Consider the following 22,851-nt stretch of genomic DNA (forward strand, 5'->3'; position numbering starts at 1 on the left):
TGGTATTAACGGTAATACCTCCCACACCCGATAGAATACGGGCTGGAAGCTGCGTTATGCTTAGCCCTCGACAGTGATTCCCATTGAACGAGCTGTTCCTTCGATCATGCGCATAGCAGCTTCTACATCTGCTGCGTTTAAGTCTTTCATTTTAATTTCAGCAATTTCTTGTACTTGTGCTTTTGTTACTGAACCAACTTTGTTTTTGTTTGGTTCACCAGAAGCTTTAGATAAGCCAGCTGCTTTTTTAAGTAAGATTGGAGCTGGTGGTGTTTTAGTAATAAAACTAAATGAACGGTCTTCATACACATCGATTACTACTGGAATAATCATCCCATTTTGATCTTGTGTTTGAGCGTTAAATTCTTTAGTAAACGCCATGATGTTAACTCCCGCTTGACCTAATGCTGGACCAACTGGCGGCGCTGGACTTGCTTGTCCCGCTGGAATTTGTAATTTGACTTGTGTTACGACTTTTTTAGCCACGAAACATTCCTCCTTGTAAAATTTTTTTCGTGATGTGGTTTACGGAGTGAGCTTCACTCCTCCCACTCAGTGTGCGTTCTTGCGCACCGAAATAGTATACCATGTTTATTCCATATTGCAAGTGCTAATCTACATTTTTTATTATTTATTATGCCAATTAGCTAAATTCTCTAACAAAATGGCATGACTTTCTTCTAAAGCGGCTTGATTGGCTTCATCATTCCCACCTAAGGCAATCAATCCTGCAGAGTCTCCTAAATATCTTTTATTTGAGAATAAATGACCTGCCTCTGGATAATTGTGTAATTCAATTTGGTTTGCCTGTTCAATAATCGCTTCACCCATTTGACTTGAATTCCACATTAAATCGTCGCCACCGGCGAAAATAATTCCTTCCCCTGTAAATTCTTCAGCTTTAATGCGAGCTGCTTCTAGACTCTCTGCTTCGCTTCCTTCAATCACACTGTCATAAATTGGTTGATATGACACCGGTGTATAGGTGATAAAGCCTGCAATCATCTGCATTGTTTCTATCATACTACCTGATTGATTACTCAAATGCGGCAATGGCTCATCTTGGTAAGACCATGAGCTGGCGTCTGCATTTTGTTGGTCTAGTGAGAAGAAATTATAAGCAGACGGTGCATATAATACGATGTGATCAATCTCTTCATAGATGGTAGCTAAGTTTAAAGTTAATTCCGCTCCTTTAGAAGCACCTAAGACTGTGATAGGACCGTCCGATTGACTATGTTCTTCGTGATAAGCTAAGACTTCTTGGTAGAAATCGAGGGGAACTTCATGAATACTTTCAGGTAATTCACCTGGTCCGAAAAAGAATAAACTGTAAACTTCGTATCCTTCATTTGCCAATTGAACCGCTAACTCATAATTGGGCGAACCTTCGGAACCCCCAAAGGTGAAGATCGCTCCCTCAGCTAAAATTTCATCTGGAACAAGATGGAAGCCATTAACATAGCCTTCTTCGATAGTTTCAACTGACATATTGGCTTGTTTTGTCTCATAAAACGTTAAATTGGCTGGCTCGACATAGACACTTTCTTCATCCGTTGCAATATACTCACTATACCGATTCGTTTGAACCCAACGTATTCCGAAGATAATAACCGTGATTAGAATAGCAATCACTACAATCCGGAGTAAAACTTTTAATATGAGTCTCATAATCTGTCTCCTACTCTCTCTTAAGAAAACTGAGTGACCTTGTTATAGTCATTTTACCATAAATGAAAGCGTATCCGAAGAAGCGCAAAAAAAGATGAACCTAGATTAGATTCATCTTTTAACTTATTTATTCGCTCTTTTAGCTCGTTGTTCTTTTTGTAGTCGAAACAGTTGAACGAATCCAACGGCACTAATCACAAAAAGGACTGCAGCTACATACATGACGATATTACTTTTATATTCAAATGATGAAAACGGACTATGTTTAATAAATATCCCTAGGATGGCCCATAATGCTACTGGCATAATCATCTCATTACCTAACTTTGTGTAGTAATAAGCTGAAAGTGCTGCAACAACAATCATTAAAGCAACCGTCCAAATAATACCTATCATACCGGTTAAATCAACACCTTGACTTACAGTATAAGTGGTTAAATTAGCCATACTCGCTACTAATAACCAACCGAAGTGTATACCCATTGGGTATTTTAAAAACCAAGGGGTTTCTCTTAATACGGGTGTCGCACTAATGGCCTCAACACTTTTCATAATTCTTGTTGTATATAATAAAATAACAATCAGTGAAGCAAGTAACCATTCATTACTCCAACAAATAATCCAGACAATATTTAAAGCAATCCATTCTATCATTCGAGGTAGAATCAATTGACGGTAAAGCGCACCGAAACGATCCCCTTTTGGACGGATAAAATCAATACTAATGGTCAATGCCATACCGATATAAATCACAGCCCAAATTGAAAAAGTAATGCCTGCGGGTGCAAATAAATTCACATATTTATCCGAAACTTCTGCTTGAGTTGCTGGTAAGATAATCCCTGCCGCACTCAAATAGTTTAATAATAGTAACAATGCGAAGAATACTGGCACAGCCCAACGATAATATTTATGAAATGAATTCATATAGTGTGTACTCCTAACTATCGTGATTTAGTTACTTACTACAGTTCTTCTTCTTTAATTTGATTGAATTCTAATTCAGCCACTGTTTCACGACCGAACATTTCAATAAGAACTTTAACTTTTTGATGTTCTTCATTCACTTCTTCAACAACACCAGCAAGACCTGAGAAGGCACCGTCTGTAATTTCAACACGATCACCCGTATTGATATTTAAGTCGATAATTTCTTTAGGTTGTTCACCGTCACCTAGAATGTAGGCAATTTCTTCATCTAAAAGTGGTGCTGGTTTACTTCCGGCACCATGCGAGCCAACGAAACCTGTTACCCCTGGTGTATTACGAACGATAAACCACGCATCATCTGACATAACCATCTCAACTAAGACATAACCTGGGAAAGTTTTTTGTGTTTTAGTTTTCGGTTCGCCGTCTTTCATCTCTGTGACATCTTGTGTAGGGACAACCACACGGAAGATATTCTCCCCCATTGCCATACTATCTTTACGTAAATCAATATTTTCTTTAACTTTATTTTCATATCCTGAATAAGTATGTAGAACATACCATGCTTTATTTGATTCCATATTGAACTCCTTTCAAAAAATTCTCAAAATAAAAAACCTACAAAACAGTAGGTTCGTTCCTTGCGTCAAGTATACCATTAATCATTCAATGATTACTATAAAAAAACTAGAAATCACGCTCTTTTTAATTAAACACTAAATAACCAATCCATTAGTGACGAGAATACTTCATCGGTTAATGCAAAATAAGATGCGAAAATAACGACAAAGATAACAACAATCCAAGTAAAGCGATTGACTTCTTTAACTGATGGCCAACTTACCTTTTTCATTTCGTTTCCGACTGATTTAATGTAGTTCATTCTTATCCACCTATCTACTTAGTTTCTTTATGTATTGTATGCTTATTACAGTATCGACAGAACTTTTTAAGTTCTAGACGAACAGATTGACCCGTTTGTGTCGGTGTCATTTGGTAATTGCGTTGGCCACACTCTGTACATGCCAAAGCTGCTTTTCTCTGTGCCATATGCAACCCCTCCTATTATAGATTCAACTTTACATCTCAATAAATCATAATGAAAAGTACCTACAATTGTCAAGCATTGATTGCATAAGTTATCTAATTTATAATTACAAATGTTATTCAAGAGAGAATGAGTCCTTTAACTTCTTCCTACATCGATCATAGGCACTTTGCACTTGGGTTTCGCTAATGACCAATTGTTTCGCTATTTCTCTAACGCTGTCACCTTTTTGATAATTGAAGAATACTTTACGTTCTAGAGATGACAATGAATCAATAAATAAGTTATGGACTTCTTTCAATTCAATCATATCTTGAGCTGATATATGATAATGATTTTCAATTTGATCTAACAGATTGATTTCACTTTGATTTTTATTACTTTGATATTCAAGTGACAACTCTCTAATACCTCCACCACGCTTATAAGCCTGGTCAGCACGACAAAGATTAATGATTCGGTTCTTATATAATAATTTAAAGAAGCCTGAAAATCGGTGTTGTTTTTCTGGATCATACATATCGATGGCTTCTAACATAATAATTTGTGCTTCTTGGTAATAATCTTCTAAATCATAATTAGGAACTTTGATCTGATTAAAACAACTTTTATATAAAGGTACATATCTATTCACTATATGTTCAAAAACATCTGTATTAAATTCTTTCTTTAATCCTATAACCAACGCTTCAATGGTCATTGTCTTCATCGCTCTGTATCCTTCCTGTTTTAAAATAGGATGAAACAGATAAAGTTATGTCTTAGTGGTATTAGTCGCTTTGCCCTTCAATCTCTTCTCGTAATCGGTCCAATTTCTCTAAATGAGTGACATCCCAAGGACTTCGCCTTCGAATACGAGAGTCATAAAAAGTACTCACATCGCTTCTAATTTGTGATTTGGCGTAATTTACTTCCATTAGTAACTCATTAGCTGATTGTCTCAGAGCACCTTGTTGAAAGACCATCCACTGCTCGGCTGCATCGCTCGTTGCGACCACGACTCGAGTCAGGGCATTTATATGCTGTTTGACTGTCCGTTCAATATAACTATCTGCTGTTTCCCCTTCTTGTGTGAAGACAACAGTGACATTAAACTCCTCAAACGTTGAGGTAATTCCTGGGACAAATTGTGCATCAAACACCACAATGACCTCAATATCTCGATACTTTTGATAGTTTGAAAGTTCAAATAATAGCAAATCTCTGGCGCCTTGAATTTCGTCGCGTTTCTTTAATTGCTCTAATTCAGGCCAAGCACCAATCATGTTATAGCCATCCACGAAGAGAACTTCTTTTCTGCGCATTTTATCGCTCCTTACATCTTTGGAATACGATGTCTGGCAACTTCATAAGCAAGGATTGCTGTTGCAACACTTGCGTTTAAACTTTGCACATGTCCAATCATCGGGATAGTTACTGTACCGTCTGCATTTTTTAGAATATTTTGTGATACGCCTTGCCCTTCGTTACCGATAACAAGTGCAATCGCTCCTTCGCTGTTCCAAGTTCGCATATCTTCGCCTTCCATAGCTGTCGCAAAGATCCAAACACCGCGTTCTTTTAACTCAGTGATTGTTTGAGAAAGGTTCGTTACGCGAATCACCGGCACATGTTCAATCGCTCCGGTTGACGTCTTCGCAACGACTCCTGTAAGACCTACGGCGCGGCGTTTCGGAATAATAATTCCATGAACACCTACGGCATCGGCCGTTCGGATAATTGAGCCTAAGTTATGCGGATCTTCAATTCCATCTAAGATAAGGAAGAAAGGTGGCACTTCTTGTGACTCAGCTAAGTCAAACGCATCATTCAATGTCGAATATTCAAATGGTGGTACAGTGGCAACAACACCTTGGTGATTTGCATTATCTGTCATATCATCGAGTTTCGATTTGGGAACCTCTTGGAATACAATGCCTTGTTGCTTCACTAGATTTAATATATCAGTAATTGCTGGACCTGAAATTCCCTTTTGTAGAAATAGTTTATTTATTTGTGATTTTGACTCCAATAAATTGATTATAACGTGTTTTCCATACTGAAATTCGGAATCCTGTGATATTTCTTCGTTATTCTTTGATTTTTTGGGGTCGTTATTTTTTCTATTTGGCTTCGCAGACATATTATCCCTCCTGATTCTCATCGATATAATCAACGGCTGCCTGTAGAAGTACTTGTAGGCGATCAAATTTACGGCTCATATGTAACCAGCCAACAAGTGACTCAAAGCCAGTCGCTTGGCGGTAATCTCCGATCGATGCATTTTTAGCTTTTGTATTGGCTTTATTATTTCGACCACGTTTGTACATCGTAATCTCTTCTTGAGTTAAGTAGTCATCAAAAGATAACCAATGTTGCATCACTCTTGCTTGCCCACGTGCTTCGACGTATTTAACGGCTGCTTTATGTAATTTATTCGGGCTTGTCTCGCCTTTACTTAAGACATAATCACGGACAAAGACTTCGTAAACAGCGTCTCCTATATAGGCTAAGGCTGCACCATTGAGTAAGTTTGCTTTTTCATTCATATTAATTCTCTCGTTTCCATTGTGTTCCATGTGGCGTATCGTCTAGTAGTATTCCTTGGGCTTTTAATTCATCACGTATTTCATCAGCGCGTTGGAAATTGCGATCGACGCGTGCTTGGTTACGTTCATCGATTAAAGCTTGGATTGTCTCATCAACTAAGTCTTCTTTCTCAAGAACTAGGCCAAAGATACTTAATAGTTCATTTAATTTTTGTTTCATTTCAGTTAGAACGACTTTTTCAACCGTCTCTTCTTCAAGGTAGTGATTCATCACTTTAACCAGTTCAAACACTGCTGTCATACCATTTGCTGCATTGAAATCGTCATCCATGGCGACTTTAAACGATGTTTCGATCTCGTTTACTCGGTTTAACCAGTCAGAATCTTGCACTTCGGTTGTCTCTTCTGTTTGGTCTATGCGGTAATTTGTACGGCGTAATACTTCTCTTAATCGCGCAATGTTGTTTCGCGCATCTTCTAAAGCCGCATCATCATATTTCAATGGGCGACGGTAGTGAACCGTTCCTAGAAGATAACGGACAACCATTGGATCTACCGCATTAATTAAATCTCTAAGTAAAACAAAGTTACCTAAAGATTTACTCATCTTCTCTTCATCTTGACCAAACGTCACAAACCCATTGTGTAACCAGTAATTCGCAAAAGTCTCATCATAATGACTTTCTGATTGAGCAATTTCATTCTCATGGTGAGGGAATTCTAAGTCTTGCCCACCTGCGTGAATATCTAATGTATGGCCTAAATGTTTCGTCGCCATTACTGAACATTCAATATGCCAACCCGGACGTCCTTCGCCCCATGGAGACGACCAACTAATCTCACCGTCTTTAGCTTTCTTCCATAAAGCAAAATCAATTGGATTCTCTTTACGCGCGATTTCTTCATCATTTGTACGCTCACTTGCCCCAACACGCAATTCATCTAATGACATATGAGACAGTTCACCGTATTTTTCAAAAGAATCCGTTCTAAAATACACATCCCCATCGGCTTCATAGGCGTGGCCTTTTTCAATTAAACGTTCATTAAAAGCCACTATGTCTTCAATATGATCCATCACGCGTGGATATTTATTTGCAGGCTTAATATTTAAAGCACCCGTATCTTCCATAAAGGCTTCAATATATTTATCTGCCACCTCTTTAGGTGTTAAACCTTCTTCTTTAGCTGCTTTAATAATCTTATCATCAACGTCGGTAAAATTTGATACATAGTTAACAGTAAAGCCACGGTACTCTAAATAGCGACGAATTGTATCGAATGCCACACTACTTCTAGCATTCCCGATATGAATATAATTATATACAGTGGGTCCACAGACATAAAATGTCACTTCGTTCTCTTTTTGTGGTGTAAAAACTTCTTTTTGTCTAGTTAATGTATTATATAATTGGATACTCATTGTTATTGACTCCTTTATTTAATGTATTCATATCTTATCATAATTACCGCCGTTTACCTATGGAGAGAATGTGGAAGATTCTTCTGTTCAAACTTCCTATATAAAGAAAAACCACCACCTAAACGCTTGCGCTTAGTGATGGTTCAATGATTATTCGGTGTACTTATTCATTCGGTACTAAAGCAAAAGCACGAACACTAAAGCCTGGTGATCCGACAATATTCACGGGGGCGACAATAATTACGGCTCCTTGAGTCGGTAATTGATCTAAATGATTCATCACTTCGACCTGATACTTATCTAAAGCCAGCCAGTAATATTCTGCAGGAAGAGACCCCGCGCGAGCATAATCGACACCACTATCTGTATCTAAAGTCTCATGTCCAATGGCAGTCACTTGACGTTCCTTATGTAAATATTCTAAAGCCTCCACTGACCAACCGGGCGTGTGACTCACACCTGACTCATCTTTATTATAGAAAGCATTGTGATCTTCCCAACGTTTAGACCAGCCACTTGAAAAGGCCACAAAACTTCCAGTTGGAATCTGCCCATGCTCTTGTTCATAGGCTTGAATATCTGCTACACTCACTGTGAAATCAGCATCCACTTCGACTTTCTCTTCAAAATGCAACACATATAATGGAAGAATCAACTCATCTACAGTTAACTCGTCTAAAGTACGCTTGCCTGTCGCAAAATGAATCGGCGCATCAATATGGGTACCGTATTGGCTTGGTAATGTATATTCTTTAGCATAAAATCCATCTGGATCAATATTAAAGATGACTTTCTCCGTTAAAATTTCTAAGGCTGAAAACTTTGGAATCTCATTTGAGACAGGATGGCTTAAATCAACTCGCTTAGCGCTTAATAATAGTTGAGCGAAATCAGTTTGAGTCATAGTTTATCCCCACACTTCTTCAGCAACCGATTGAACTAAACGAATCTTATCCCATTGTTGTTCTTCTGTTAAGATATTCCCTTCTTCTGTTGAAGCAAAACCACATTGTGGACTTAGACATAAGCGTTCTAAGGGAACAAATTCTGCCGCTTCATGAATACGTTCAATTAATGTCTCTCGGTCTTCTAATTCGCCATCTTTTGATGTCACTAAACCTAGAACAACATATTTGTCATCCGATACATGCTCTAATGGTTCAAATCCACCCGCACGGTCTGTATCGTATTCTAAGAAATAAGCATCGTAATTTCCTCGGTCAAATAAAGGTTGTGCAACTTCATTATAACCACCTTCAGTTGCCCACGTTGAGTGATAATTTCCTCGACATACATGGGTATTAATAACTAAATCTTCTGGTGCACCTTCTAGTGCTTTATTATTCGCAGTGATATAAAGCTCTTTTAATTTTCGACGTGTTTCAGCTTTTTCTCTTTCTTCCTTATTATCTGAGTTTAACTGTGATTTAGTTGATACACCTTCAGGGTTCTCTGATACAATCATCCCCCATGTACAGTCATCTAATTGGATTGTACGAGCGCCAGCGTCATATAAATCACGAATAACTTGTTGGTAAGCTTTTGCTACATCTTCAACTAAAGCTTCTTCACTTGAATATACCGCTTGAGTTGCTTCGATATTTTCTGGACGATATAATTCAGCAAGTAATTGAGCTGGTGCTGGGAAAGTTTGTTTTGCTTCAATACCTTCGGACACATGGTCACGAACAAACTTAAAATCCTCAACAAACGGATGATTTTCACCTGAAACTGGTCCTGATAATCGAGCTGTTTCGGCACGAGTATACTCACCGTGGAATTGATAACCACCGTCGTTAACTTTTTCAACCCCGTTTAAGCCCCAGAAGAAATCAAGATGCCACCAACTACGGCGAAACTCACCATCTGTCACTGCTTTAAGTCCAACTTCTTCTTGTTTTTTGATTAATTCAATAATGAATTTATCTTCAACGTCTTTTAACTCTGCTTGTGTAATTTTTCCTTCAGCAAACTTTGCTCTAGCTGCTTTTAACTCCTCTGGTCTTAAGTAACTTCCTACAATATCATAGCGAAATGGTGAACGTGTGCGTTTTGTAAAAGTAGTCATGTGTGTTCCTCCTAATATTTTAAATCATATAATCAAAGAATTTATGGTAATAAAAAAATCCGCCCCTTTGTTATAAAAACAAAGGGACGGATTATCCGTGTTACCACCCTAATTTACAATCGTTTTACAACGATTGCCTCAACAATACCAGACAAACTAACTCTATCTGAGATTCGGCAATGTAACGGTTGCACCCGTCTAGATAGCGTTAACCATGCTAGCCACTTAGAGCTCATCTTCCTTACCTTTAACTAGACCCTTTCTCACCAGCCGGGCTCTCTTTACATGTCTTCAGTAAGTACTCTTCTCTTCGATGTGTTTCTTTAAATCTTGATTAGTATTTGATTATAATTTAACTCTTAAATAAGAATAAGTCAAGCGAAATCTTTTCAATATCTCATAATTGTTTATAAAAGCTTTGTGAATAGTCATATTTTCGTTCAAGCAAAGAATTCATTGTGCCATGGGAACTTCTTCAGCTCTTTACAAAATTTTTTTTGTAAAAGAACTTACGTTTCGACTACCTATTGATTCTGTAACTCACTTCGTTCGTACAGAATCTAATGTGGTAGTTCGTCCTTTGCATGGCTCATGAATTCCCTGCTGTCACTTCAATATGTTGAAGTGTATTCTAATAAATACGCATCTTTTCACTCCATCAGGGAATTCATTGAAGACATGGGAACTTCTTCAGCTCTTTACAAAAATCTTTTTTTGTAAAGGAGCTTACGATTCGACTACCTATTGATTCTGTAACTCACTTCGTTCGTACAGAATCTAATGCGGTAGTTCGTCTTTTGCATGGCACATGAATTCTCTGATGTCGTTTCAACATGCTGAATAGTAATCTAGAGAAATATATTATTTAAAATTATTATCACAGAGTGAGTTTATGAAAGTGAAAAGAGTGAGATACCGTAGTAACAGGAGGACTAGCCGCACTTGAAACCGTAAGAGCAGAGCGAAGTAAGGGTTCAGTAGTACAGCGAGACGGAAGATCAATCCCTCGACGTAAGTCGACGGGATTAGCTGAAGACGTTCCACTACGGTCACCGAACCCTTCTCACTGGTATATATGAAATAATTTCAAAATAAAAAGGACCCGACAGCGTCGGATCCTTGTATTCAAAATATGCTTAATTCATTTGAGTTTTCACTTGTTTAATGTGATCTAACGCTTTTTCTTTACCTAAAACTTCAATCACGCTTGGTAAGTCTGGACCATGCATTTGTCCGCTGACAGCGATACGAATAGGCATGAATAACTTGCGACCTTTAACGCCAGTTTCTTTTTGAATCTCTTTCATTAACGGTTTAATGTTTTCTGAAATAAATTCAGCTTCTGGTAAAGCTTCTAATTTCTCAGCCATTGCGTCGATAACAACAGAAGCTGTCTCTTGGCTTAGCTCTTCTTTTGAAGCTTCATCAATATGTAAATCATCATTGAAGAATAAACTTGATAAATCAACGATTTGTGCACCGTATGACATTTCGTCGTGATATAAGCTTACTAATTTACGCGCCCATTCAATTTCTTTCTTATCAGGTTCACCGTCAATCAAACCAGCCTCTTGTAAATGAGGTAATGATAAATCAACAATCTCATCTAAGCTTGCAGCTTTAACGTAAGTATTGTTAATCCAATCTAATTTCTTCGCGTCAAACGCGGCTGGAGAGGTTGATAAACGATCAACATCAAAGATTTTGATAAATTCTTCTTTAGAGAAGATTTCATCTTCACCTTTTGGTGACCAACCTAATAACGTAATAAAGTTAAACATTGCTTCTGGTAAGTAACCTAAACGACGGTACTGTTCGATGAATTGTAAAATTCCACCGTCACGTTTACTTAATTTTTTGTTCGTTTCACTGTTAACAATTAATGTCATGTGACCGAACTTTGGATATTCCCAACCAAACGCATCATAAATCATCATTTGTTTTGGAGTATTTGCAATATGGTCGTCACCACGTAAAACGTGAGAAATTTCCATAAAGTGGTCATCCACAGCAACAGCAAAGTTATAAGTAGGCATACCATCTTTCTTTTGAATAACCCAGTCACCTGAGATATTTTTTGATTCAAAGCTTACTTTCCCTTTAACCATATCTTCAAATTCATAGACTTCGTCTGCAGGAACTCGGAAGCGAATCGCTGGAACACGTCCTTGCGCTTCATATGCGTCGCGCTCCTCTTGAGTTAAATTAGAGTGTTGTCCGCCATAGTGGGGCATTTCTCCGCGTGCACGTTGTGCTTCGCGCTCAGCTTCTAACTCTTCTTCAGTCATATAACATTTATATGCTTTATCTTCTTCGATTAATTGATCGATTAATGGTTGGTAAATGCTTAGACGTTCAGATTGACGATATGGACCATATTCACCCGGGTTTAATGGGGATTCATCCCAATCAATACCTAACCAGCTTAAGTTATCTAACTGGCTCGCTTCACCATAATCTAAGTTACGGCGAGTATCTGTATCTTCCGTTCTAATTATAAAGTCTCCCCCGTTATGGCGAGCAAATAAATAATTGAATAACGCTGTACGCGCATTCCCAATATGTAATTCTCCTGTTGGACTTGGTGCATATCTTACACGAATTTTAGAACTCATTCGATTCAAACTCCTTTTATCTTTAATTTAATTTTATTTACTTTCAATTCTACCACTTGAATGTGTAGGTTTTGCAAAAATCATACGCCCTGCTGCTGTTTGAATGGTACTTGTGACTACAACAGAAATACGTTCATTCATAAAGTGCTGTCCTTCTTCGACAACAATCATTGTACCATCTTCTAAATAGGCTACTCCTTGTTTACGTTCAGTACCCGCTTTAATCACTAATACTTCCAGTTCCTCACCAGGGATTAATACCGGTTTAACTGCATTCGCTAATTCATTAATATTAAATATTGGAATTGCTTGGAATTCAGCCACTTTATTCAAGTTGAAATCATTCGTCACAATCGCTGCATCAATTAATTTAGCTAAGCGAACAAGTTTACTATCGACTTCATCAATATCTTCGAAGTCACCCTCATAAAATTCAATCGGTACTACTTCATTTTTCTGCAATTCATTCAATATGTCAAGTCCGCGACGTCCTTTGGCACGTTTTAATGAATCAGCAGAGTCGGCAATATATTGTAACTCTTGAAGAACAAAGTTTGGTATCACTAACACACCTTCTAAGAAGTTTGTGTGAACGATATCCGCAATCCGCCCATCAATAATAACACTCGTATCGAGTAATTTATACTTTCTAAACGTCTCATCTGCCTTACGTTCTAACACTTGATTGTCTGAACTTTCCTCTTTTTCGCCTACTGGCTTGCTAAACTGTCCAATGAAATTCTGCCACTCTTCTTTACGACTAGTTGCTGTATTATAACCTACTAAGGCAAGTGTCACTGATAATACGACAGGTAAAACTTCTGAAACAAAAGGAATATTTAATGATGCAAAAGGCAAAGCAATTAAATACCCTAAGATTAAACCGATTAAAATTCCAATTAATCCTAAGACTAGATTTGAAATTGATAATTGATTAATTTTTTCCATAAGTCGTTTCACTGATTTCTCTATTAATGGGGCTGTCAATGTACCCAATAGAATGAATAATAGGCCAAAAATAATAGCATTAATATAAGGATTACTTAAGTAACTTAAACGAATATTTAAATTTGCCCACAAATGCGGACCAACAGATACCCCAAAACTTAATCCAATAATAATGGATAAAAATATAATAATTCTCTTATACATTATGTCACCTCCTAAACATATTTTGACTCTTAATAATCTTACTTTCACGTAGCTAGCGTGGAAATACTTTTCTTACAGCTTCTTGAATGGTTTTGACAGGAACAATTTCAATGTCAAAAACATCTTTTAAATCTTGGTAATTATTCTTTGGAATAAAGACCCGTTTAAAACCTAATTTAGCCGTCTCTTTTAGACGTTCTTCGATTTGACTCACGCGGCGGATTTCTCCAGTCAAGCCAATCTCACCAATATAACAATCATCCACTTGTGTGGGCTTATTCCAATAGCTTGAAGCGATACTCATCGCAATCGCTAAATCAATCGCGGGCTCGTCTAATTTTATACCACCTGTAATCTTAAAGAAGGCGTCTTGGTTTTGAACTAAGAGACTACAATGCTTCTCCATCACTGCAAGTAACAGTGATATACGTTGATAATCAATCCCACTCGCTGTTCGCTTAGCAGTCCCATAGACAGTCGGTGTCATGAGCGATTGAACTTCAGCTAAGATGGTCCGCGTCCCCTCTAAGGCCGCAACTACCGTTGATCCTGTTGCTCCAGGAATTCGTTCTTCCAAGAAGAGTTGTGACGGATTACCGACTTCTTTCAATCCAACGTCTAACATTTCAAACACACCGAGTTCATTTGTTGATCCGAAACGGTTTTTTACTGCTCTAAGGACTCTAAAGCGGTTATGCTTCTCACCTTCAAAGTATAAGACCGTATCTACCATATGTTCTAACATACGAGGTCCAGCAATATTGCCTTCTTTAGTTACATGACCGACAATAAAAATTGCGATTCGGTTTGACTTAGCAATACGCATTAGAATTGCGGTCGCTTCACGGACTTGTGACACAGAGCCAGCAACTCCTGTATGATCAGGTATCGACATTGTCTGAATAGAGTCAATCACGACCATGTCTGGTTCTAAACGTTGGATTTCACGGGCAATTAAAGCTAAATTCGTATCAGCTAACAAGTAGAAATTATCGTTATTTAATTCTAAACGTTCTGCACGTATCTTAATTTGAGAAAAACTTTCCTCACCTGTAACATACAAAATCTTTTGCTTTTGAGCGAGTTGCATCGCAACTTGTAAAAGAAGTGTTGATTTACCAATTCCTGGATCTCCACCAATTAATACGAGTGAACCCTCAACAACCCCGCCACCGAGGACTCGGTCAAACTCTTGAAAGTCAGTACTCATTCGATCTTCTTGAGTATATTCAATTTCGTCTAATTTTAAAGCGCTACCTTCTTGGCGTTGCTTCGATGTTTGGACATTTATTTGGTCTTTACCCTCTGCAGCAACAATATCAGCTGGTTTTTCTTCCATCTGATTCCATGCACCACAACTTGGACACTTACCTAGCCATTTAGGAGATTCATAACCACAAGCTAAACATTCATACATTAATTTCTTTTTAGCCACGATGATCCTCCTTTTATTTATTCAGTGTCTGAAGAACCAAACCCACCTGTACGTTGAGTTAAGCCACCTTCATCGCCATCTGTTTTTAAAAACTTCGTAAAGATTCCTTGAGCAATACGATCACCTTTTTTAATCGTGAAATCTGTTAAACCATAGTTAATGAGTTGAACATAAATATGTCCTTCGTTCTTCTCATTATTATAATAGTCTTGATCAATGATTCCGATACTATTCGGCAAGCTTAAAAAGCGTTTAAGAGGATTGCTTGAACGGTTCACAATTTGTAAGTACTCATCCTCTTGCATATACGATTTAAGTCCTGTCGGCACTAGTGTTGATTTCAAAAGAGTTGAATTTTCCTCAGTCTCAGTTGGCTTCGTTGGTGCAATGTTAAAGATTTTTCTGAATTCGTCAGCAAAATAACCGAGTAATTGCTTCACCATACTTGGAATCACAATTGTCTCGGCTGATTCGATATCATATCCTGCCGCATGCGTGGTTGAGCGTTGTGGGATTTGAATATCTTTATCATAATACGCTTTGACTACTTCAAAGCCACGTAATTTTTCTTCTGTCATGGTCATCCTCTTTCTATCAGTTTCTTATATTCTATTCTAACAAATTTCAGCCCTTAAATGGAGACTAAGCATTTCTTTTTCTATGATTAATTTATGAATGTCTCTCTATAAAGTATTATAATATGTTAAACCATTTATGAACTTCATTATATCTGGATTAGAGTGAAGTTTACTCATTCAAATAAAAACCAAAAACCCGCTTGTATGTTAGATGTAGCTGGTACAAATTATACGCTAATCTGTCTAACAAACATACAGGGTTTTGGTTTTTATATTGTCTTTTAAATTGGTAAATTTTATTTATTTAAATGTTCTTCAATATCTCGCGGTGCCCAAACTGAAATGGAGCCACCATTTACTGGGAACGTTCCCCAGCCGTCTTCTTCAATGGTTACTTCACCATCATGATGGCCTAAGTAATCCACAAACACTTCACCTGGCTTGGCAGTCGACACTTGCATACGTTTCTCTCCACCGCTATTATTACTAATAACTGTAGCTAAACCATCTGGGAAAGTTTCATTCCCTTGACGAGTCCAGCCGACAACATGCGCATCATCAAAGTAATCATATTGATCACCGTACGCAAACGTTCGGCGAATAAATAATAACTTATCAATGATTTCTTGAAAACTTGTTTGACCAAACTCACCTTCGACACCGTAATAATCTCCATAGAAGACCGTAGGTAAGCCAGATTCACTTAGGAGTATAATACCATAAGCAAGCGGTTTAAACCAATCTTCTACAAAGCTTTCTAATGACTGCCCATGTTGCGTATCATGATTCTCAACAAAGGTTACTGCATACCACGGATTTTCTTTCATCAGCGTTCCATCAAAGATTTGGCTTAAATCATAGGCCTCCCCTTGTTTACTTGCATCAAAGAAGTTCATATGAAGTTTAACATCTACTAAATCAAAGCCATATTCAATATCTTCTAAATAGCCTACTTTTGAGTCATAGTCGGCTACCCAATACTCACCAAATACATAGAAGTTTTCTGCCCCCATTGCATCCGTTAAAATAGATACTAAATCTGCCACAACTTTTCTGTCGATATGCTTAATCGCATCCAATCTGAACCCAGATATACCAGTGGTTTCAATGAACCAACTCGCCCAATCTTTAACATTTTGAATGACTTCAGGGTGATCAAAATCAATGTCAGAAAACATTAAAAAGTCGAAATTCCCTTTTTCGCCATCAACATTTTCATTGTCGGCCCAACCTTTATTCTCACCTTGGATTTGGAAGATTCCTGTCTCGTCATTACGCGCATCATAATCGAGCCCTGAGAAATGATACCAATGCCATTCAAAATCATTGTATTTTTTATTACGTCCTGGGAAATTAAAATGCGTGTAGCCTTCAATTTCATAAGGTTCAGAAATCGGTTGTTGGCGATTTTCTGGATCCATTTTCATTACAGTAAAGGTCTCTTTTTTATCTCCATTTGCCTTATGGTTCAAGACGATATCTGCAATTGGCTTAATGCCGTTCTCTTTCAACGCATTAATAGCATCTAAATATTCATCTTTTGTTCCGTATTTAGTTCTAACACTTCCGTTTTGGTCAAATTCACCTAAATCAAAAATATCATAGACACCATAACCTGGATCATTTGTCCCTGTTGCTTTAAAGGCTGGTGGCATCCAAACCGACGTAATCCCAATTGAAGCTAAGTGTTTTGCGTCATCTTTTAAACGTTGCCAATGTTTTCCGTCATCTGGCAAGTACCATTCGAAATACTGCATTAATACACTGTTTAAATTATTCATTGTATACCTCGCTTCTTTTAAGTTGATATTGAAATTATATTTATTTTACCATAATATTCCAAAAGCAAACATTAATAGGCATTATTGAAAGTAATTTACCTTTCTTTGGTATAATCAATTAAAGGAGCAGTGATGTATGATGATTACAGAAAATGATAAAAAATATTTAAATCGTTGTGTTGAATTAGCGCAATTAGCCTTAGAAAAAGGCGATGAACCGTTCGGTTCGGTCCTTATTTCTGAAGATGGGGAAACTTTATTTGAAGATTATAATCATGTCTCGGGCGGCGACCATACACAACATCCCGAATTTGCGATTGCGCGCTGGGCTGCGCAAAATATGAAACCAGAAGAAAGAGCAAAAGCAACTGTCTATACTTCGGGTGAGCATTGTCCAATGTGTTCAGCTGCCCATGCTTGGGTTGGTTTGGACCGGATTGTCTATGCAAGTTCTTCGAAGCAACTAGCAACCTGGCTAGAAGAACTTAATGTGGACCCATCGCCTGTTTATAACCTACCGATTGAAGAAGTCATCCGCGACGCAAATGTTGATGGCCCTGATCCAGACTTAGCTGAAGCTGTTCGTCAATTGCATATTCAACTTCATTCCCAATAACCCATTCACGAAACCCTTTTCATTGAGTTTGAAACTTAATTCCCTTATCGTGTTGATAAGAGGAGTGATAGTTATAAATTACAAACGCTTTGATCAAACCATCGTTTTACGTTTAGACCGCGGAGAAAAGGTAAAAGAATCCATTCAAGCGGTTTGTGAAAAAGAAAATGTAACGCTCGCAACAGTGAATGGTATCGGAGGCTTAGATAGTGCTTCGATTGGCATTTATAATTTTGACACTTCGGATTATAAGATTAATGAATTTAATGAGTTTTTAGAGTTAACTTCCTTGCTAGGTAACGTCACTCAAATGGATGGCGAATATTATGGGCATTTCCATGCAATTGTGGGTAATAGTAAAGGAGATGCTTTTGCTGGAGATTTAGATGAAGCCGTTATTGGTGCTGCAGGCGAAATCTTTATCCATATTATTAACGGCACCGTTGAACGTTCCGTTGATGACGAAACGGGTCTAAACGTATTAAACTTTGATAAATAAACAAAATAGCAAGGCTGCTTCTTTTGAGCGTGTAGTGAACCCCAAAAGTTGGAGTTTATTCAATTAAATATTAAGCAGACAATTGAGTGTCTTGTTTTCGGTATTCAACCGGAGATAAGCCACTCAATTTTTGTTTAATTCGATCATGGTTATAGTAATAAATATAGTCTTCGATGCGTTGTTTTAGCTCTGTATACGAGAGTAAGTCTTCTCCATAATACATCTCTTGTTTTAAGATGCCAAAGAAATTCTCCATAGGTGAGTTATCAAGACAATTTCCTTTCCGAGACATACTTTGAAAAATACCATGTTGTTTCAATGTTTTTATCCATGCATTATGTTGATAATGCCAACCTTGATCGCTATGCAAGGTTGTGCGATAGACTGCATTCTCTTTAATGACTTCGATAGCTGCTTTTAAAGGTTCGATCGCTATATCTAATGTGGGATGATTGGATATCTCCCAAGCGATGATTTCTTGGTTATACAAATCTATAATAGGACTTAAATACAACTTTTCATTCTCTATGCATTTGAACTCTGTGATATCTGTGACAAGTTTTTGTAATGGATTGGGTGTCGTAAAGCGACGATTCATTTTGCTTTTAGCGACTTTACCGATAGTTCCTTTATAAGAGTTGTATCGACGAGATCTATTTGTAAATTTGAGGCATTTTAACCCTAATTTTCTCATGATACGAAGGACACGTTTATGATTAACTTCGTAGCCTCTGGATTTTAATTCATCCGTAATACGTCGATAACCATATCGCTCCTTATTCTCTTTAAAAATCGTTTGAATGAGTTCTTCGATCTCTTTATCTTTATTACTCTCAGTTTTCTTCCCGATATGATAGTGGTAGGTTGATTCTGGCAACTCAGTCACATACAAAATATCTTTGAGTTTAAAGCCTATTTGGGTTAAGTCATAGACTATTTCTGCTTGTTGTCTGCGCGTGGGTCTTCCAAGCCCAGCGCTTTTAACTTTTTTAGGTATTCTAACTCAATCCGTAAATACTCATTTTCCTTCTTTAGTAATTCGTTCTCTTGCTTAATTTGGTCATCATATTTGAAGCTATTTGTTTCATTTTTATCTTGATTTGGATTTGATTTAGGCATTTTTGGCGGTCTCCCTTGCGGTTTGTTCAGACCTTGGGTACCATATTTTTCATATTGATTCTTCCAATTAGCTATGATTGATGGCTCACCGATACCGAAAGTATTCGCTGTATCTCTATAGGAAGCACCCGTGTCTTGCTTAAATCTTAAAACATTTAGCTTGAAATTTAAAGGATAAGATTCTTTTCTTCGTTTAGTTCTAAGACCTTCTTTCCCCATGGTTTTGAATTGGTTGACCCATGTTTTAATGAGACTCGACGTTGAAATATGATATTTCTTAGAGAGTAAGGTATAACTTAACTCCCCATTTAAATACTCTTCAACAATATTTAATTTAAATTCATATGAATATTTTTTTGACATAAAAATGACCCCCGTAAAGTTAGATTTTTAACTCTAACTTTCGGGGGTCACCTCATAATGTAGTGACTAGGACTCTTTTTGATGATGTTAAGTGTAAAACTTATGATCTCATATTCATTCTGTCAACACTCATTTAAATTATGACGATTAAGACAAAGCCTAATCATCACTCACCTTAAAACATAACTTCCCTAAGTAATGCTCGTCGAGAGCTTTATGTGCTTGTATCGCTTCCTCCATCTGATATACCTTATCGATATTGGCACTTAATTGACCTGAATTAAGCCATCTATTGAATCGTTGTAAGAGATCTGAATTTGGGTCACCATTATAACCCTTTAACTCAATATGAGGCTTGTCATCGGGAATCGGATCTATTCCATTAGGATAGGCTACACGACCACCCTTTCGAACACATTCCAGTAGTGCGTCCACACTTTTAGCACCCGCAGTTATTAACGCCGCATCGAATCCTTCCGGAGCAAAATCCCTTGCCAAGGCCACAAGATCATCTTTTCTTCCATCAACAACAGAGTCAATTCCTAAGCTCTTGACCATCTCAACTCCATCCTCGTCAGAAGCAACCGCAAAGATATTGGCTCCTATATTTTTAGCTATTTGAACGGCTAGATGGCCTATACCGCCACTTGCCCCAAAGATTAAGATCGATTCATTGGCTTGAAGATTAATGATATCTTCTAGGCCCCGTAAGGCCGTAGAGCCGACACCTGAGATGACACCGGCTTGTTCCATCGAGGTAGATTGTGGAACTTTAAAGACTTTTTCCGCACCAACCGCGACATAGTCTGCATAGAATCCGCCTTTTGGATTCAAGAACCCTGTTGCATATACTGTATCTCCTACTTCTAAGTCTCTCACTTTATCACCTTTTCCATATACTGTACCTGAACCCTCTGACCCTAAGATATAGGGGAAGTTAGAATTCATTACTAACATCTCGTCATAACCACCTTCTCTTTCGAAAGCATCCCAAGAGCCGATTCCAGCATAGTCTAGCTTGATTAATACTTCGTTCTCTTCCACCGTGGGGATGGAAAGCTCTCTCACTTTTAATTCATCAACACTTCCGAAACTATCTAAAACGATTGCTTTCATTTGCATTTCTCCTCATCATGTATTATTAATATAAGCATACACTTAAACTATGCCAGAACTTGTCATATTAATAGAAAGAAGTGATGTCATGTCAAAGACAACATTATTATTTGATTTAATGACTTATGTGAAAATCAAACGCCATTTTACAGCTGAGGATGTTGCTAACGAATTCAATATCTCAACGCGCACAGCCTATCGCTATCTCACAGAATTAAGTGAGATGGGGGTCCCAATCTATAGTGAACATGGTCGGCATGGAGGCTACCGTATCCTTGATAATTCGCTACTGCCTCCCATTAGCTTTAATGAGAACGAGGCCTTTGCTATATTCTTTGCTTTTCAATCACTTAGATACTATACATCCTTGCCTTTTGACCTTGATATTCAGTCCGTTTCTCGAAAACTTTATACTTCACTATCTACTGAAACCCAACATCATATTGAGCAACTCGATTCAGTCCTATCTTTCTGGAATCCTAAACGTGCTCTATCTTCTCCCTTCATTAAGGAGATCATACAGGCATCCATTGAAAAACATAGTCTGGACATGACTTATCAATCTAAGAAACAGGATAGCCATCGAGAAGTGAATCCGATTGGTCTTTATGCATATGATGGCTTTTGGTATATGCTTGCGTATGACTCTCACTATAATGAGCTTAGAGTCTTTAGATTGGACCGAATCCTATCATTGGAAGATACAGGCAAAAAATTTACGCCCGTGACGACGCTTAAGAATTGGTTAGGAGATCGTGCAACATCTAACACGGAGGAGGACCTCCACCTTAATGTTGACTTGAATAGGGAAGGCATAAGGCAATGCGTGAGTCAACCATGGTTAGAGGCTAATATCACCCTTATCCACGAAGACTCAGCCCATATTGATATGCAGATTGCTAAAGAAGAAGTTGCTTTTGTTGCGAATTACTTCCTTCTATTAGGAACGAATGCAAAAGTGAAGGAGCCAGTGGAAGTTGTTGACTATATTCGTCTGGAGCTAGAGCAAACTTTAAGACATTATTCTTAAGAAAAGGATTCATTCATAAGACAATTAAATAGGCGGTATACTTGTGACACCTGAGCCACTAAGAATATCGCCTATTGCTAAAATTACCTGGATATGCTCTATTGTCACCTATTGGACAATAAATCAGTTTTGCAAAATATGAGACTTCATTCTTGTCGATAATCCGGTTACCGCAAAATATGAAATTTCATTCTTGTGGATAGAGCAGTTATCGCCAATTATGAAATGCCATTCTTGGCGATAAAGTGGTTATCACCAAATATGAAACACCATTCTTGTTGATAGAGCGGTTATAGCCAATTATGAGGTGAATTTTCTAAGCACCTAACACTATTAGGCGCTTACCTTCCCACTCGTCACCTATGCTATTAAGACTACCATCCTTTCTTTTCTAACAAATAGTAGGAATCCAGCTCATACTTATATTGCTCAGAAACAATTTTATTATTTAGTATATTCGGCTGTCTGTGTCGAAAATACTATCGACTCAAATTTTTTGCGCTATTAACTATGAATTTGGAATAGCATGAAAATATAAAATTAAGAAAATCTAATGAAGTCCAAGTGTTGAAGAAAGTGAACTAGTCAGAGTTTAATAACGTGTTTTAACTATTAATAGAGCTAATACTATCCCTACTATAAGATATACAACATTAATTAAAATAGAAGCATTAAAAAAAGTGTTAGAAGAGTTTGAGAGTTTTTTGGAAACTAATGAAAATATACCTCCTAATATCATGAAAATTATATATCCTATAATTAAATAAGTTGCTATTGGATCCTCCAAAGCCCAATCAAAAGATTGCCGTATTATTATTAAAGTCCAAGGTAGTATATTAAAAATAATATTAATTGCTCGTAGTAATATATCATTCATAA

The 22,851-nt window shown here is 37.5% G+C and carries 25 protein-coding genes and 1 other annotated feature; of the genes, 3 read left to right on the top strand and 22 right to left on the bottom strand.

The window, feature by feature from the left end; genetic code table 11:
- Nucleotides 1-60 precede the first annotated feature (60 nt).
- The 18 genes from rplK to FEZ33_RS04665 form a co-directional block, all read right to left on the bottom strand.
- Nucleotides 61-486: a 50S ribosomal protein L11 gene (gene rplK / locus FEZ33_RS04580; RefSeq protein ID WP_138404224.1), complete on the bottom strand. Its 426-nt coding sequence runs from the start codon at nt 484-486 to the stop codon at nt 61-63.
- A gap of 141 nt (nt 487-627) precedes the next feature.
- On the bottom strand, nt 628-1,671 hold the full coding sequence (locus tag FEZ33_RS04585) for an acyl-CoA thioester hydrolase/BAAT C-terminal domain-containing protein (protein ID WP_138404225.1): 1,044 nt from the start codon (nt 1,669-1,671) through the stop codon (nt 628-630).
- Between the two features lie 123 nt (nt 1,672-1,794).
- Entirely contained in the window at nt 1,795-2,598 is an 804-nt protein-coding gene (locus tag FEZ33_RS04590; protein ID WP_138404226.1) for a TspO-related membrane protein, read from the bottom strand.
- A 38-nt stretch (nt 2,599-2,636) separates the two neighbouring features.
- Entirely contained in the window at nt 2,637-3,182 is a 546-nt protein-coding gene (nusG, locus tag FEZ33_RS04595; protein ID WP_138404227.1) for a transcription termination/antitermination protein NusG, read from the bottom strand.
- 128 nt (nt 3,183-3,310) lie between these two features.
- A complete protein-coding gene (gene secE, locus FEZ33_RS04600) occupies nt 3,311-3,484 on the bottom strand; it encodes a preprotein translocase subunit SecE (RefSeq protein WP_138404228.1) in 174 nt (57 codons plus the stop codon).
- A gap of 14 nt (nt 3,485-3,498) precedes the next feature.
- Nucleotides 3,499-3,651 (bottom strand): 50S ribosomal protein L33, encoded by a 153-nt coding sequence (gene rpmG / locus FEZ33_RS04605; protein ID WP_138404229.1) that lies wholly within the window; start codon nt 3,649-3,651, stop codon nt 3,499-3,501.
- A gap of 113 nt (nt 3,652-3,764) precedes the next feature.
- Complete coding sequence (locus FEZ33_RS04610) at nt 3,765-4,358, bottom strand: sigma-70 family RNA polymerase sigma factor (protein ID WP_138404230.1); 594 nt, start codon at nt 4,356-4,358, stop codon at nt 3,765-3,767.
- Between the two features lie 61 nt (nt 4,359-4,419).
- Nucleotides 4,420-4,953, bottom strand: coding sequence for an NYN domain-containing protein (locus tag FEZ33_RS04615; RefSeq protein WP_138404231.1), 534 nt, complete (start codon nt 4,951-4,953; stop codon nt 4,420-4,422).
- Nucleotides 4,954-4,964: 11 nt separating this feature from the next.
- Entirely contained in the window at nt 4,965-5,771 is an 807-nt protein-coding gene (gene rlmB / locus FEZ33_RS04620) for a 23S rRNA (guanosine(2251)-2'-O)-methyltransferase RlmB (RefSeq protein WP_138404232.1), read from the bottom strand.
- Between the two features lies 1 nt (nt 5,772).
- The gene (locus FEZ33_RS04625) at nt 5,773-6,177 is read right to left on the bottom strand and encodes a Mini-ribonuclease 3 (RefSeq protein ID WP_138404233.1); all 405 of its coding nucleotides are present in this window, start codon (nt 6,175-6,177) and stop codon (nt 5,773-5,775) included.
- Nucleotide 6,178: 1 nt separating this feature from the next.
- Nucleotides 6,179-7,600: a cysteine--tRNA ligase gene (cysS, locus tag FEZ33_RS04630; RefSeq protein ID WP_138404234.1), complete on the bottom strand. Its 1,422-nt coding sequence runs from the start codon at nt 7,598-7,600 to the stop codon at nt 6,179-6,181.
- A gap of 163 nt (nt 7,601-7,763) precedes the next feature.
- Nucleotides 7,764-8,504, bottom strand: a complete 741-nt coding sequence (locus FEZ33_RS04635) for a cyclase family protein (protein ID WP_138404235.1) — start codon at nt 8,502-8,504, stop codon at nt 7,764-7,766.
- 3 nt (nt 8,505-8,507) lie between these two features.
- Nucleotides 8,508-9,668 (bottom strand): 5-methyltetrahydropteroyltriglutamate--homocysteine S-methyltransferase, encoded by a 1,161-nt coding sequence (locus FEZ33_RS04640; RefSeq protein ID WP_138404236.1) that lies wholly within the window; start codon nt 9,666-9,668, stop codon nt 8,508-8,510.
- A 79-nt stretch (nt 9,669-9,747) separates the two neighbouring features.
- Nucleotides 9,748-9,991 (bottom strand) — a binding site (T-box leader).
- An 813-nt stretch (nt 9,992-10,804) separates the two neighbouring features.
- Nucleotides 10,805-12,283 (bottom strand): glutamate--tRNA ligase, encoded by a 1,479-nt coding sequence (gltX, locus tag FEZ33_RS04645; RefSeq protein ID WP_138404237.1) that lies wholly within the window; start codon nt 12,281-12,283, stop codon nt 10,805-10,807.
- Between the two features lie 33 nt (nt 12,284-12,316).
- Nucleotides 12,317-13,435, bottom strand: a complete 1,119-nt coding sequence (locus tag FEZ33_RS04650) for a PIN/TRAM domain-containing protein (protein WP_138404238.1) — start codon at nt 13,433-13,435, stop codon at nt 12,317-12,319.
- A gap of 52 nt (nt 13,436-13,487) precedes the next feature.
- The gene (gene radA, locus FEZ33_RS04655; RefSeq protein WP_235888772.1) at nt 13,488-14,852 is read right to left on the bottom strand and encodes a DNA repair protein RadA; all 1,365 of its coding nucleotides are present in this window, start codon (nt 14,850-14,852) and stop codon (nt 13,488-13,490) included.
- A gap of 35 nt (nt 14,853-14,887) precedes the next feature.
- Nucleotides 14,888-15,448 carry a dCTP deaminase/dUTPase family protein gene (locus tag FEZ33_RS04660; protein ID WP_138404240.1) on the bottom strand — a complete coding sequence of 187 codons (561 nt, stop codon included), beginning with the start codon at nt 15,446-15,448 and terminating at the stop codon, nt 14,888-14,890.
- A 296-nt stretch (nt 15,449-15,744) separates the two neighbouring features.
- Nucleotides 15,745-17,229, bottom strand: coding sequence for an alpha-amylase (locus FEZ33_RS04665; protein WP_138404241.1), 1,485 nt, complete (start codon nt 17,227-17,229; stop codon nt 15,745-15,747).
- A gap of 136 nt (nt 17,230-17,365) precedes the next feature.
- Here FEZ33_RS04665 and FEZ33_RS04670 point away from each other — a divergent pair, with 136 nt between their 5' ends.
- Entirely contained in the window at nt 17,366-17,845 is a 480-nt protein-coding gene (locus FEZ33_RS04670) for a nucleoside deaminase (RefSeq protein WP_235888769.1), read from the top strand.
- 64 nt (nt 17,846-17,909) lie between these two features.
- Nucleotides 17,910-18,344: a PPC domain-containing DNA-binding protein gene (locus FEZ33_RS04675; protein WP_171031283.1), complete on the top strand. Its 435-nt coding sequence runs from the start codon at nt 17,910-17,912 to the stop codon at nt 18,342-18,344.
- A 70-nt stretch (nt 18,345-18,414) separates the two neighbouring features.
- On the opposite strand, the gene FEZ33_RS04680 is transcribed toward FEZ33_RS04675, so the two are convergent.
- The 3 genes from FEZ33_RS04680 to FEZ33_RS04690 all read right to left on the bottom strand — a co-directional run bounded on the left by FEZ33_RS04680 (nt 18,415) and on the right by FEZ33_RS04690 (nt 20,942).
- On the bottom strand, nt 18,415-19,341 hold the full coding sequence (locus FEZ33_RS04680) for an IS3 family transposase (protein WP_138404243.1): 927 nt from the start codon (nt 19,339-19,341) through the stop codon (nt 18,415-18,417).
- A complete protein-coding gene (locus FEZ33_RS04685; RefSeq protein WP_138404244.1) occupies nt 19,278-19,826 on the bottom strand; it encodes a helix-turn-helix domain-containing protein in 549 nt (182 codons plus the stop codon). The genes FEZ33_RS04680 and FEZ33_RS04685 overlap by 64 nt, the downstream gene beginning before the upstream one ends.
- Before the next feature lie 159 nt (nt 19,827-19,985).
- Nucleotides 19,986-20,942, bottom strand: coding sequence for a quinone oxidoreductase family protein (locus FEZ33_RS04690; protein ID WP_138404245.1), 957 nt, complete (start codon nt 20,940-20,942; stop codon nt 19,986-19,988).
- Nucleotides 20,943-21,030: 88 nt separating this feature from the next.
- Between FEZ33_RS04690 and FEZ33_RS04695 the strand changes: the two genes are divergently transcribed.
- Entirely contained in the window at nt 21,031-21,972 is a 942-nt protein-coding gene (locus FEZ33_RS04695; RefSeq protein WP_138404246.1) for a helix-turn-helix transcriptional regulator, read from the top strand.
- Between the two features lie 592 nt (nt 21,973-22,564).
- On the opposite strand, the gene FEZ33_RS04700 is transcribed toward FEZ33_RS04695, so the two are convergent.
- Complete coding sequence (locus FEZ33_RS04700) at nt 22,565-22,849, bottom strand: hypothetical protein (RefSeq protein WP_138404247.1); 285 nt, start codon at nt 22,847-22,849, stop codon at nt 22,565-22,567.
- Between the last annotated feature and the right edge of the window lie 2 nt (nt 22,850-22,851).

It is taken from the genome of Ruoffia tabacinasalis (assembly GCF_005864045.1).
Taxonomy (GTDB): domain Bacteria; phylum Bacillota; class Bacilli; order Lactobacillales; family Aerococcaceae; genus Ruoffia; species Ruoffia tabacinasalis.